Raw genomic sequence first — 13,371 nt, 5'->3', positions numbered from 1 at the left:
ATTTTTTTCAAAAATAAAACACCTGATGCAAAATTGAACGCATCAAGTGTTTTATCCTCTATCTGATTAATGAGATTTTTGTTGTTTATTGTGACGGACTGACGAAATCCAGCCGATAAATACAAGTCCTAACATCACTGCCCAGAAAATGATTTGCCATAGTGTTGAATGTGGGAAATGTTCTGGGATGATTTGGATTTTTGGATGTGCTAATACAAGGATGACTAATTTAATACCTACCCAGCCGACAATTGCGAAGGCTGCACCTTCAAGACCAGGATATTTGTTAAGCAATTCGACAAACCAAGTTGCCGCAAAACGCATTAAGATAACACCAATCATACCACCTAGGAACATTACTGCGAATTGACCTAAGTCCATTCCGCCGAAATGAATATCTAACGGTTTTAATGTAAAGGCAATTGCCATAGCTGCTAACATAGAGTCGATCGCAAAGGCAATATCCGCAAATTCAACTTTAGCCACTGTACCCCAGAATTCTTTCGGACTGGCTTTTTTCTCTTTGCCAAAATCATCAAAGTGATGGTCATCGCCTTCAGGCTGGTCTGGGCCATGGCCATTGGCTTTAAAGAATTTATAAAGGTTGCGCGCTGACATATAAATTAAATAAGCGGCACCTGCTGCTTGGATAAACCAGAAGTTGACCAAGTAACTGATTAAGAATAGTGATGCAAAACGAAAAACAAATGCACCTAGTAAACCGTAAAATAATGCTTTCTTTCTTTGCTCAGGCGGTAAGTGTCTTACCATAACGGCCATTACAACTGCGTTATCTGCAGCCAGCAAGCCTTCCAAAAATACGAGTACGAGCAATACCCATCCGTAGGATAAAATTAAACTCGGATCCATCTAAAGACCACTCCTTATTAAAAATCATCGTGTGCTGAAGTTGCTTGACATTGTTCTATCATGTTTGTGATTAAAAAGCTGCTTTTCTATTTATCGCCGTTTTAAATCGTGTTCAAACATCTTTAGTACAATTTGATACAAAATAAAAGAGACCTATGCTAAATAAATAGCAAAGGTCTCACTTGAAAACATATCTTTATTATATGCATTCCATTTTACCGGAAGTGTCAGGCACTTCGTAATGACGACAAAATGTTGAAGCGGACTTAATTCCGACTTCGTAAGTTACTCCCCTCTGACATGACTGTCATAGGTATTCAATTATTTAAAATAAGTATACCCTATTACAGTCTTACAATAAACTATAAAGTTTAATTTCAGGGAATTTTTCTTCAAACCATCGTGTCGCAAATTCGTTTTCAAATAAGAATACTTTTTGTTCATAGCGGTCTTGTACCAAAATAGAACGTGCTGTACTCATTTTATCTTGAATCGCATCTTCATTTTCTACCCAGCGTGCAATTTTGCGGCCGACCGGTTCCATAATAACATCCACATTATATTCATTGTTCATACGGTGCTCGAACACTTCAAATTGCAACTGTCCGACTGCCCCTAAAATAATCTGGTTCGTATGCAATGTTTTATAGTATTGAATAGCACCTTCTTGTACCAGCTGCTCAATACCTTTATGGAAATGTTTTTGTTTCATAACGTTTTTCGGCGATACTTTCATAAACAGTTCAGGTGTGAACTGTGGTAAATCTTCAAAGCTGTATTTTTGGTTGCCGCCGACTAATGTATCTCCGATTTGATAGTTGCCTGTATCGTACAAGCCGATAATATCTCCTGCAACGGCGTGGTTGATTGTTTCTTTATCATCAGCCATAAATGATGTCGAACGTGTAACTTTAGACTTTTTATTCGTACGTTGCAATTTAACATCCATACCACGTTCGAATGCCCCGCTGACAATACGCATAAATGCGATTCTGTCACGGTGTTTAGGATCCATGTTGGCTTGGATTTTAAAGATAAAGCCAGAGAAGTCAGGCGCAAACGGACTTACTTCTTCTTCGTCTTTCGTTAAACGGCCATTCGGCATCGGCGCATGGTCGACATAAGCGTTCAAGAAATTCTGTACACCGAAGTTGGCTAATGCTGAACCAAAGAATACAGGTGTTAATTCACCAGCTAACAGCATGTCATTATCAAAGTCTTCGCCCGCTTCTTCCACTAACATAAACTCTTCGATTGCTTGTTCGAAAGTACTATCATTTGTAATCGCATGTTCTTCTTCCAACTCATAATCTTCATTAATATGCAGTAAATGTTCTTCATCTCTGAAAGGCTCGATTGTACGATGTTCTCTATCGATAATACCAAAGAAGTTTTGACCCATACCTACAGGCCAGTTCATCGGATAAGTTTTAATATTCAATGTTTCTTCAATTTCATCTAACAATTCGAAAGGTTCTTTACCCACACGGTCCAATTTATTGATGAAAGTGAAGATAGGAATACCGCGCATTTTACATACTTTGAAGAGTTTAAGTGTTTGCGGTTCGATCCCTTTTGCACAGTCGATAACCATCACTGCACTGTCCACTGCCATTAAAGTACGATACGTATCTTCTGAGAAGTCTTCGTGTCCAGGTGTATCTAAAATATTAATATTATAATGATCGTAGTTAAACTGCATCACAGAACTTGTGACAGAAATACCACGTTCTTGTTCTACTTTCATCCAGTCACTCGTTGCGAATTTGCCTGATTTTTTACCTTTTACTGTACCTGCTTCACGAATCGCTCCGCCGAATAACAGTAATTTCTCAGTTAGTGTTGTTTTCCCAGCATCCGGGTGAGAAATAATCGCAAAGGTTTTTCTGGATTCGATTTCATCCTTTATACTCATATGTTGTCTCCTTTATCAAAAATAATTAAAGTCAGTTCATGTGCTAAGTGTTCTGCCTCAGCCTCATCCATCAAGTTAAATAAATTCATAATCAATTCTTCTTCTACATCTTCTGCTGACCCCTTCTTATCTAACTCTGCAGACCAGTTCAGATCCGAAATAGCAATCAGTACTGTCTGCATCGTATCATCTGTATAACAAAAAGCTTGCGCGCCTTCTATCGCTTGAAGTGTTCTAATCTTCAGAAGGGCCACCTCCGAATTTCTTGTATGCTGCTTCTAAACCGATTAAATCATCACGGTGCGGTACTTTAACATGTCCCGGCATGATTTGATAAGGTTCGCGGCCTTTAGAAGCTAATACCACTGTATCGCCTGGTTCTGCGACTTCAATCGCATGGCGGATACCTTCAGCACGATCTGTAAATTCTACATAATTATCATGTGTTGCACCTTTTGCAAGTTCAGCCGTCAGCATTTTAGGGTCATCATTGGCTGGATTGTCAGGCGTGAAAATAACATAATCTGCACGGCATGCTTGTTTGCCCATTTCAGGTGTTTTCGTCAAATCACGTTCACCTGCCATACCGATTAAAAAGATTAATTTTTGTTTCACAAAAGGTTTCACTGCATCAATCAGCTTTTCAATGCCGTCAGTTGTGTGTGCATAATCGATAATCAAGTCAATCGGCAATGATGGATCTAATACTTCTAAACGTCCTTCTACAGGGTCTAATTGACTGACCACATTAACAATATCCTGCATAGGCGTACCTTTACTCCAAACCGCTGTCATGGCTGCCATAATATTGGAAATATTAAATTGCCCTACATAAGGCGATTCCACATGGAAAGTACCGTCAGGTGTCACAAAATCAAATGTTGCGCCTGTTAACGACTCTTTGATATGTTCTACTTTGAATTGCGCAGGTCTGTGAATACCATACGTAAAGACTTCATAAGGCGTTACACTTTTAAGATATTCTGAGAAATCGTCATCTTCGTTGACAATCGCATATTTTTCTTTGCTTAAATCTTCGCCAAGCTGACTGAATAATAAAGATTTGGCATGACCATAAGCTTCCATTGTACCGTGGAAATCTAAGTGGTCTTGCGTTAAATTTGAAAAGATTGCGACGTCGAATTCAACACCGCTTAAGCGTCCTAAAGCTAAACCGTGGCTTGAGACTTCTAACGTCATTGCTTCTGCACCCGCTTCAACCGCTTCATGCACCTTTTTAGTCAATGTCACTGTTTCAGGCGTCGTATTCTCGCCTTTTGTGACAGTTTCATTAATTTGGTAGCCGTTTGTACCTAAATAAGCACTGCCTTTGCCGAGTTTGCGGTGGATTAAATGAATCATCGTCGCAATAGATGTTTTGCCGTTGGTTCCTGTCACACCATATGTGACTAATTGCTCGCTCGGATAGTGATACAGCTTATGTACAATTAAACTTGCCACACGTCTTGTATGCGGCACCACCACTTGTGTCACATCTCCTTGCAAGTCTTGTTTGCGTTCTACTACAATCACTTTGCATCCTTGATTTACGACATCTTGGCAGAATTTATGACTGTCTACTGTATAACCTTTAGATGCTACAAAGATACTGCCTTCTTTTGCAGTACGAGAATCTGTTGTTACATCATTAATTTCTCTGTCTAAACTGCCAAGCACTTGTTTCGATTTTATCTTTTCGAACAATTCGTTCGCTTTCACATCGATCGCCCCTTCTTAGTCCAATACTATAATATTATACATTTTTCCTTCAGAAATCTAAATACGAAAACTCATTTTCTATTGTATCGTTTTCTCATTGATAATTATATCAACAGCACCATTGCAATTTGTTTTTTCAAGTTTAGCATATCAGGTTTAGGCTATAGAAATAGATAATGCCTAACTTTAATTTTTGTGATAAATGTTAAGATAGTATGAAAATATTTTTATAGTGTGTTAATAAGTGTTATAATTCAGTGATGTTAGCGTCAATACTATTTAATATAAATGCAACATACGTTAAACTGTAGGCAAAGCAGTTGTACTAAAACAATTGCGTTCAAATAGGTAACATTAAATCTACTAACTGGAGGGTGGCTGCTTTCATGGTTACTCAAAATAAGAAGATATTGATAATTACAGGTTCTTTCGGGAACGGCCATTTGCAGGTGACCAATAGCGTTGTGAATCAATTAAATGAAATGAATCTCAAACATCTTTCTGTGATTGAGCATGATTTGTTTTTAGAAGCACATCCTATTTTGACTTCCATTTGCAAGAAATATTATATCAATAGTTTTAAGTATTTCAGAAATTCATACAAGCGTTTTTATTATAGCCGCCCACAAGACATTGATAAATGCTTTTACAAATATTACGGTCTGAACAAACTGATTAATTTGTTGATAAAAGAAAAACCGGATTTGATATTGCTGACATTCCCGACACCAGTCATGTCAGTATTAACCGAACAATTTAATATGAACATTCCGATTGCGACGGTAATGACAGATTATCGCTTACATAAAAACTGGGTCACACCCCACTCTTCACGTTACTATGTCGCTACAGAAGATTTGAAGCAAGAATTTAAAGCTATCGGCGTACCACAAGATATTATAAAAGTTACAGGTATTCCTATTTCAGAACAATTTGATGAAGATATTGATAAAGCAGCTTGGATGCGTAAAAATCATTTAGATCCTAACCGTCCGACTATTTTAATGTCTGCAGGTGCTTTTGGTGTATCTAAAGGATTTGAAGCAATGATTTCAGATATTTTAGAGCGCTCGCCTGAAACGCAAGTTGTCATGGTTTGCGGCAAAAACAAAGAATTAAGACGCAGCTTGAAATATCAATTCAAGACAAACAAAAATGTCTTAATCTTAGGTTATACACATCATATGAACGAATGGATGGCTTCTGCTGACTTAATGGTAACCAAACCAGGCGGCATTACAATTTCAGAAGCTTTAGCACGCAGAGTTCCTATGATTTTCTTAGACCCTGCACCTGGCCAAGAACTTGAAAATGCCTATTACTTTGAAGCTAAAGGTATGGGTAAAGTGGCTGATACGACAGAAGAAGCCATTGCTTTGATTACTTCACTGACACAAGATGAAACAGCGTTAAAAGCGATGTCAGCACGTATGCAAGAATTGAAAGTCAAGTACCCTACCTATAAATTATGCCGAGACCTTTTACATCTATTAGATGAATCTTCACAAGCTGAAGAAATTTATGGAAAGGTACCATTATATGCAAAGCTCTTCCTCAAGTAAATCCAACAATAACTATAAACGTAATTTCATAATTATGTTGTTTATCTTATTCTTTATGGAATTTGCGCGCGGTATGTTTGTACTCGGCTACTTGCCTTTCTTGCCTACGGTATCCTCCGTAGCAGTCGGTGTGACGTCTGCGGCAGTTTCTATTCATTATATTTCTGATGCGGCAACGAACTTTGTTGTCGGTTTCTTATTGAAACGCTTTGGAGCGAAGCCGGTCTTAACACTCGGCTTCTTGCTTGCTTTCGGCAGTTTATTCTTAGTCATTTGGTTCCCATATAATCCCATCGTCTTGATTTTAAGTGCAATCTTATTAGGGGTTGCTTCGAGTCCGATTTGGGTCATTATGCTCTCTAGTGTCAGAGACGAATCACGCGGTAAACAAATGGGCCATGTCTATTTCTCATGGCTCTTTGGTTTACTTGCAGGGATGATCGGCATGCTGCTGATTGTGAAAGTCCATCCGACGCATTTCACATTCTTAATGGCACTTGTAGTGTTATTTGCATGGATACTTTACTACTTCGTAAAAATCCGTTTAACCAACTACAAAACACGCCGTCTAAAAGAACAGCTTGCACAAATTAAACGTGTAGCTCATTCCAACGGTGTACTCTTCCCAGGTATTATCTTGCAAGGTGCATCTATCAGTGCATTGGTCCCTATTTTGCCGACTTATGCAACAAAAGTCGTTAAAGTCAGCATGGTAGAATATACCGCTGCTTTAATTATCGGCGGTGTCGGTTGTGCCATTTCAATGCTGTTTTTATCTAAAATCATCGACCATCATGGCAGAAAATTCATGTACAGTGCCATCTTTACCGGTTTTATCTTGTACACACTTGCGATATTCAGCTTATCTATCATTACACAAATTTATGTCGTATGGGGTGTAGCACTGTTCATCGGTTTAATGTATGGGTTCTTGCTGCCTGCTTGGAACACCTTTATGAGCAAGTTCATTAAGAAAGATGAACAAGAAGAAACATGGGGTGTTTTCAACAGTATCCAAGGTGTCGGTGCAATGATCGGACCATTAATCGGCGGTATGTTATACCAATTCACCAACAATTTGAATATGACTTTCTATTTCTCAGGCGGCGTCTTTGTTTTCTTAGCTGTATTCTACGGAATTTACTTCTTGCGAATATCAAAACAAACACAAGCTTAAACTTGTATAGAAAGTATAATAAATAAGGCAACCATTTCCGTTTATGTATGGAAGTGGTTGCCTTTTATCATATATGTATTTAAAAGCAAGAGGTTAAGACATTGAAGATAATGGTAGTGAATACTTAGTTTATCGCTGCCCTCACATGCACAATGTCTCAGCCTCGTACTTTTCTTGTATGAACTACATCACGTCTAATGCTGATGCGTATTATTTAAAATTGAATGTGTCGATTTCCACCCATTTTTCTTCTTCATCGTCGTATTTCATCAATGTTAATGCACTGATTGTTTCTTCATAGTCAATACCAGCCAGTTTAACTTGGCCGAAGATATCTTCGAATTCTTGGCTTGTTAAACCTTGAGCAATTGTAAAATGCGGAACAAATGAGTGTTCTGGTTGGCCATGGAAATCACCGTTGTTGAAACGATCATTCAATTCTTCTAATTCTGGTGTTTTTTCAACTTTGAAATAAATCACATTATTCACAGGCGCAAAGTTAGAAGCTTTTGTCGCATGAATGTATAGTGGTTCAATACCTTCGATACGTGATTTGATTTCTTCTTTTACTTTATCTAAATCTCCTTCTTCTACCTCAAATGAATCTTTGATTGTGATATGAGGCGGAATTTGTGCATAGCGTTCGTCGTAACGTTTACGATATGCATCAATTTTTTCACGGAACGTTTTTGATGGAATTAATGCTAACCCTAAAATCATTTGAATTCCTCCTTAATTGAACTATATGGCCATTATAGCAAATATTGAATGAAATCGTTACCAAAAACCAAAACTTTACAGAATTAACTGAATAATCTATTCTGCCAAGAAATATAATAATAAAGGTTCCATTAATTTTTTCCAGTATTTCCAACGATGTCCCCCATCAAACTCTTCATAATGATGTGTGACTTGAAGCTGTTCAAATAATGCTTTAAGTTCTCTATTCGGCGTTAAGAAATCAGCACGTTCCCCTGTTGTCGGCAGCGCAAAATCAATTTCTTCTTTACCGACTGCTTGCCATACATTCAACTGATCAATAAATTGACAGCGGTTTGCGAGCAAATCCACTACTTCATTGAACATCGGACTGAACATGCCGACTTGATTAAACAAGCGCGGATAAGATAATGCAGTCATCAATGCAATCGAACCTGCTAAGCTGTCCCCTAATAAAATACGTCCGCTTGCGACTTTGAAAGTCGGGAAGGTTTTATCGATATACGGCAGAATTTCTTGTCCCATTGCCTTCACTGTTAATGGAGAACGGCTGCCGTCAGGTGAAAATTCTTCTCTGCGTTTATCTACCGTTTCATAATGGAATCCGATAATAATAGCACGTTCGACTTTTTCATTTTTTCTTAAACGTTCATAGGCACGATGGATTTGTCCGAAACGAAAGAAATCCAAGCCGTCAAAACAAAAAACAACTTTATATTTAAACAAAGGCGTGTAATTTTCAGGTAAATATATCGATAACGTAATATCACGTTCTAAGATATCACTGTGAAAAATAGTTTTATTAATGGTACCTGCTTTTAATTCTGTCACAATACTCTCTCCTCATTTTTGTCATATTTTCATTTTAACAATTTTTACACGGATTTTGTATTAACCCAGACTCTATCTACGTTCAATGCGTTATTCCGATTAATCCAATTAGGTTTTAATTATTAAATTCAATCATTAATTTTATTAAAACTGTTGCACGGAATCTTTAGCCACAGTATAATTATAAAAAATCACTGTAACTAACGCATGTCGAAACACATACAGAAGTTGACAAGGACAGCTTATTTTTTAGGGGTAAAATGTAAGCGTTTTCTTTTGTTCGCTTTATAAGGGGGAAATCATTATGCTAGAAAGTTTTGTAGCTTGGTTTAATGAGGTTGTGTGGAGTAAACCGCTCGTTTATGGTTTATTGATTACTGGAATTTTATTTTCATTGATGATGAAATTCTTCCAAGTCAGGCATTTTAAAGAAATGATCCGACTGATGTTTCATGGGGAGAAATCACCTACTGGTATCTCAAGTTTCCAAGCCATTGCACTCTCGTTAGCCGGGCGTGTCGGGACTGGTAACATTGTCGGTGTATCAACAGCTATCTTTATCGGGGGACCTGGTGCCGTATTTTGGATGTGGGTCACTGCATTCTTAGGGGCAAGCAGTGCATTTATCGAATCCACTTTAGGTCAAATCTTCAAACGTGAAGAAAAAGGCGAATACCGCGGTGGGCCTGCTTACTATATCGAATATGGTATTAAAGGCAAACTGGGTAAAATCTACGGCTTGATCTTTGCGGTTGTAACAGTTATTTCCGTTGGTTTATTATTACCGGGTGTGCAGTCTAATGCGATTGCAAGCTCTATGAACAACGCTTTCCAAATTCCGAATTGGGTCATTGCGATTACCATCGCAGTTATCTTAGCTTTGATTATCTTCGGCGGTGTTAAATGGATCGCAAATGTTGCGACAGCTGTCGTACCATTTATGGCTATTCTTTATATCTTGATGGCAGTCTTTATTATTGTGATTAATATTCAAGCTGTCCCTGCCCTATTCGTATTAATCTTCAAATCGGCTTTTGGAATGCAAGCCGCATTCGGAGGTATCTTTGGGGCAATGATTGAAATCGGTGTAAAACGTGGTTTATATTCTAACGAAGCTGGTCAAGGGACTGGACCGCACGCAGCTTCTGCTGCAGAAGTATCGCATCCGGCAAAACAAGGTTTAGTTCAATCCTTCTCAGTCTATGTCGATACATTATTCGTATGTACTGCGACAGCTTTAATCATTTTAATCTCAGGTACTTACAACACAACTAATGGTGAAGTAGGGCCTGGCGGTATTCCGAAATTAATTAAAGATAATGGTATTTTCGTACAAAGTGCGGACGGTACAAAAGACTATTCAGGTACTGCCATGTATGCACAAGCAGGTATCGATAAAGCCCTTCAAGGCGGAAGCTATCACTTTGATCCTGCATTCTCAGGCTTTGGTTCTTACTTCATTGCGATTGCGTTATTCTTCTTTGCCTTTACAACAATACTTGCCTATTACTACATCGCAGAAACAAATATTGCCTACATGACACGAAACAGTTCTGTCTTCACTTCAAAAATTTGGATTAATGTTGCACGAATTGCATTAATCTTTGCGGCATTCTACGGTTCGATTAAAACTGCAGATGTAGCTTGGAGTATGGGCGACTTAGGTGTAGGTATGATGGCATGGCTCAATATTATCGCAATCTGGATTCTGCATCGACCAGCAGTAGATGCCTTAAAAGACTATGAATATCAAATGAAGAAAAAAGGTTCTGGGAACTTTGCGATTTATCATCCAGACCCTAAAAAATTACCAAATGCGACTTTCTGGCTTGAAGACTATCCGAAACGTTTGAAAGAAGCACATTTCAGCGAAGATGGTGAAGATATGTCTGATGATTCGCCTCCTCCTGTAAAAGGAAAATTAGAAGAAGTTTAAAATCTATCAGAGAAGGTACTAAATAAGGTACTTTCTCTTTTCTTATATTTTCACAAATATAATACATAATCTTAATCCGTAATCGACATTACGTTAAAATTATTCCTTTTTCATCATTATGAAGTAAGCTATAATGATGTATAAGTCTATTTCTTTAGGAGGACGCTAACAATGCTGAATAAAGTATGGTTCCGAACGGGAATCATGTTAATCATATTATTTCTATTAATCAAATTGATAATGGAAGTACATGTAATATTTGAACCGTTCATTATTATTATTCAATCTGTGTTATTACCATTTATCCTAAGCGGCTTCTTATTTTATGTCTTCTTACCACTTCAAAAGTTCTTAGAAAAACATAAAATACCGCGTTGGGGCAGTATTTCGATTATCTTCGTCATTTTAATCGGTTTGACTGCGACCGCAGTTACAGTGGTTGTGCCTTTAATCGCCAACCAAATCAATGGTTTAATCCAACAAGCACCGCAGCTTCAAAAAGAAGCACAAGGAATTGTAACTTATGCGCTTGATCAAATGGACAAATTGCCGAATGATGTGTCAGACCGTATCAATAAAGTCGTGAAATCATTTGGGGATAATGTGACAAACATCTTGTCTAACTCTATTTCGATTGTATCGCAAATTATCTCAACATTATTCTTATTAATCATGGTGCCGTTCTTCTTAATTTATATGCTGAAGGATCATGAAAAATTCATCCCTTCTATTGCAAAGTTATTCAACGGCGATCGTAAAATCTTTGTGACTAACCTTTTAAAAGACGTTAACAATACGCTGCAATCTTACATTCAAGGCCAAGTAACAGTCAGTGTTATTTTAGGTATCATTCTTTATATCGGTTATACCATTATCGGTTTAGAATATACATTATTACTCGTCCTCTTTGCAGGTGTCGCAAATATGATTCCATTCTTAGGACCATGGATGTCCTTCTTACCGGCTGCAATTATCGGTATCATTCAAAGTCCCACAGCTTTCATTTGGGTCTGTGTGGTCACGTTGATTGCACAACAATTAGAAGGTAATGTCATCACGCCTAACGTCATGGGTAAATCATTAAGCATTCACCCATTAACTATCATCATTGTCATTTTAGCTGCAGGCAACTTAGGCGGTTTCGTCTTAATCTTAGTCGCAGTACCATTATACGCAGTGATTAAAACAGTAGTGCGCAATGTCTTTAAATATCGCCAAGAGATTATGTTAAAAGCGAAAAGCGAAGTAAAAGATTAGTGTGCTCAATTATAAAAACGTTCTGTCCGCAAATTTTCATTTGCAGGCAGAACGTTTTTTATGTTTTATTCCCTTTTATGTCCTAAATGATTTTCAAACTTATTAATGTGTCGCATGTCTCCCTCTCAGCGGCATATTTCTAAGTGATAACATCATCACAAGTGAAATCATGTATAAGCATGCTAAGAAGATCATGGTTGCTGTCATGCCGTACGTGTCCATTAAGAAACCGATCGCAATCGGCGATAAGCCTCCTAATGCACGTCCGATGTTAAAGATAACGTTATTTGCGGTACTTCTGATATGTGTCGGATAATAACTGCTGATAACAGCGCCATAACCTGCAAACATACCGTTGACGAAGAAGCCGACAAGTGCACCGCCGATTAATAAAGCAATAGCACTTTGTGCAAATACATAGATAAAGACTGATGCTGCTGAAGCGATTAAGAAAATAGTATAGGAAAGTTTGGCACCGAAGCGGTCTAATATTTGCCCGAACGCAAACATACCGATACTCATACCGATAATAGTACTGATAGTCCATAACGATGAGTTAGAGACACTTAAATTGTGTTGTTTCTGCAAAATCGAAGGCAGCCAGTTCATTAAGCCGAAATAGCCGGCTACTTGCACACTCGACATGATTGTAAGCGCAATGGTTGTATGTGCAATATGTTTTGTATTAAATAACAGTCCAATCGGCGAATGGTCTTTCTTTTCTAATGTATGGTTTGCTTTAGATTGTTTCCATGATTCTGTTTCGTCTAAATTACGACGGATATAGAATGCAAGTATCACAGGAATGACACCTATTAAGAATAAGACTCTCCAGCCTAAGTGCGGTAAAATAGCGGCCGCTAAGAGTGCCGCAATCAAAGCCCCGATTTGTCCTCCGATTGCAACTACAGATGACACACGGCCAAGTTTTTGTTTCTTAAATACTTCCGCTACTAAAGCCATCCCGATACCGAATTCACCGCCCCCGCCCATACCGGCAATAAAGCGTAAAATATATACCATGTATATATTATGTGCGACAGATAGCAGCGCTGTGGCTACCGCAAAGATAAAGATGGTGTACGTAAAGATGCGGATTCTGCCGTGTTTATCCGCCAGTACACCGAAAATAATGCCCCCGAATAACATTCCGAAGTTGGTAATTGATGCGATCAACCCCGCTTCAGCTGAAGAAATATGGAATTCATTAATAATACTAGACAATGCAAAGGCTAAAAACATAATATCCATATTTTCCAGACCGAAACCTAGCATAGATGATGCTAAAATCTTGTTTGAATAGGATTGATCTTGTTGATGAATTTTCTCTGACACAATGTCCACCCACTTTGTGTATTTTCATTTTTTCAAATTTCCTGTCCTC

Annotated in this window: 11 protein-coding genes; 4 read left to right on the top strand and 7 right to left on the bottom strand. The window is 38.1% G+C overall.

The window, feature by feature from the left end:
• Positions 1-66: 66 nt before the first annotated feature.
• From C7N65_RS06770 to C7N65_RS06755, 4 genes are all read right to left on the bottom strand, one after another.
• On the bottom strand, positions 67-870 hold the full coding sequence (locus C7N65_RS06770) for a TerC family protein (protein ID WP_105993721.1): 804 nt from the start codon (positions 868-870) through the stop codon (positions 67-69).
• Between the two features lie 352 nt (positions 871-1,222).
• Positions 1,223-2,785 (bottom strand): peptide chain release factor 3, encoded by a 1,563-nt coding sequence (locus C7N65_RS06765; RefSeq protein ID WP_105993720.1) that lies wholly within the window; start codon positions 2,783-2,785, stop codon positions 1,223-1,225.
• Positions 2,782-3,039 carry a YueH family protein gene (locus tag C7N65_RS06760; protein WP_105993719.1) on the bottom strand — a complete coding sequence of 86 codons (258 nt, stop codon included), beginning with the start codon at positions 3,037-3,039 and terminating at the stop codon, positions 2,782-2,784. Before C7N65_RS06760 ends, C7N65_RS06765 begins: the two co-directional genes overlap by 4 nt.
• Complete coding sequence (locus C7N65_RS06755; RefSeq protein WP_105993718.1) at positions 3,020-4,504, bottom strand: UDP-N-acetylmuramoyl-L-alanyl-D-glutamate--L-lysine ligase; 1,485 nt, start codon at positions 4,502-4,504, stop codon at positions 3,020-3,022. The genes C7N65_RS06760 and C7N65_RS06755 overlap by 20 nt, the downstream gene beginning before the upstream one ends.
• Positions 4,505-4,890: 386 nt before the next feature.
• Here C7N65_RS06755 and C7N65_RS06750 point away from each other — a divergent pair, with 386 nt between their 5' ends.
• Together C7N65_RS06750 and ltaA are read left to right on the top strand one after the other, a co-directional pair.
• A complete protein-coding gene (locus C7N65_RS06750) occupies positions 4,891-6,066 on the top strand; it encodes a diglucosyl diacylglycerol synthase (RefSeq protein WP_105993717.1) in 1,176 nt (391 codons plus the stop codon).
• Positions 6,044-7,243 (top strand): lipoteichoic acid biosynthesis MFS flippase LtaA, encoded by a 1,200-nt coding sequence (gene ltaA / locus C7N65_RS06745; RefSeq protein ID WP_105993716.1) that lies wholly within the window; start codon positions 6,044-6,046, stop codon positions 7,241-7,243. The genes C7N65_RS06750 and ltaA overlap by 23 nt, the downstream gene beginning before the upstream one ends.
• Positions 7,244-7,453: 210 nt before the next feature.
• Here ltaA and C7N65_RS06740 read toward each other — a convergent pair whose 3' ends face one another.
• Entirely contained in the window at positions 7,454-7,963 is a 510-nt protein-coding gene (locus tag C7N65_RS06740; protein WP_105993715.1) for a YjcG family protein, read from the bottom strand.
• 96 nt (positions 7,964-8,059) lie between these two features.
• Entirely contained in the window at positions 8,060-8,794 is a 735-nt protein-coding gene (locus tag C7N65_RS06735) for an esterase family protein (protein ID WP_105993714.1), read from the bottom strand.
• A gap of 304 nt (positions 8,795-9,098) precedes the next feature.
• Between C7N65_RS06735 and C7N65_RS06730 the strand changes: the two genes are divergently transcribed.
• Both C7N65_RS06730 and cozEa read left to right on the top strand, forming a co-directional pair.
• Entirely contained in the window at positions 9,099-10,730 is a 1,632-nt protein-coding gene (locus C7N65_RS06730) for an alanine/glycine:cation symporter family protein (RefSeq protein ID WP_105993713.1), read from the top strand.
• A 171-nt stretch (positions 10,731-10,901) separates the two neighbouring features.
• Positions 10,902-11,987 carry a lipoteichoic acid biosynthesis protein CozEa gene (cozEa, locus tag C7N65_RS06725; protein WP_105993712.1) on the top strand — a complete coding sequence of 362 codons (1,086 nt, stop codon included), beginning with the start codon at positions 10,902-10,904 and terminating at the stop codon, positions 11,985-11,987.
• A 102-nt stretch (positions 11,988-12,089) separates the two neighbouring features.
• On the opposite strand, the gene C7N65_RS06720 is transcribed toward cozEa, so the two are convergent.
• Positions 12,090-13,322, bottom strand: coding sequence for an MFS transporter (locus tag C7N65_RS06720; RefSeq protein WP_105993711.1), 1,233 nt, complete (start codon positions 13,320-13,322; stop codon positions 12,090-12,092).
• Positions 13,323-13,371 lie beyond the last annotated feature (49 nt).

Source organism: Staphylococcus simulans (assembly GCF_002994445.1).
GTDB classification, from domain to species: domain Bacteria; phylum Bacillota; class Bacilli; order Staphylococcales; family Staphylococcaceae; genus Staphylococcus; species Staphylococcus simulans_B.
This window is presented reverse-complemented; position numbering and strand designations above follow the sequence as displayed.

What these genes read in the sequence shown, in the direction of transcription:
- C7N65_RS06770 (WP_105993721.1), bottom strand. Translation starts at nt 870, where the DNA reads ATGGATCCGAGTTTAATTTTATCCTACGGATGGGTATTGCTCGTACTC.
- C7N65_RS06765 (WP_105993720.1), bottom strand. Translation starts at nt 2,785, where the DNA reads ATGAGTATAAAGGATGAAATCGAATCCAGAAAAACCTTTGCGATTATT.
- C7N65_RS06750 (WP_105993717.1), top strand. Translation starts at nt 4,891, where the DNA reads ATGGTTACTCAAAATAAGAAGATATTGATAATTACAGGTTCTTTCGGG.
- ltaA (WP_105993716.1), top strand. Translation starts at nt 6,044, where the DNA reads ATGCAAAGCTCTTCCTCAAGTAAATCCAACAATAACTATAAACGTAAT.
- C7N65_RS06740 (WP_105993715.1), bottom strand. Translation starts at nt 7,963, where the DNA reads ATGATTTTAGGGTTAGCATTAATTCCATCAAAAACGTTCCGTGAAAAA.
- C7N65_RS06730 (WP_105993713.1), top strand. Translation starts at nt 9,099, where the DNA reads ATGCTAGAAAGTTTTGTAGCTTGGTTTAATGAGGTTGTGTGGAGTAAA.
- cozEa (WP_105993712.1), top strand. Translation starts at nt 10,902, where the DNA reads ATGCTGAATAAAGTATGGTTCCGAACGGGAATCATGTTAATCATATTA.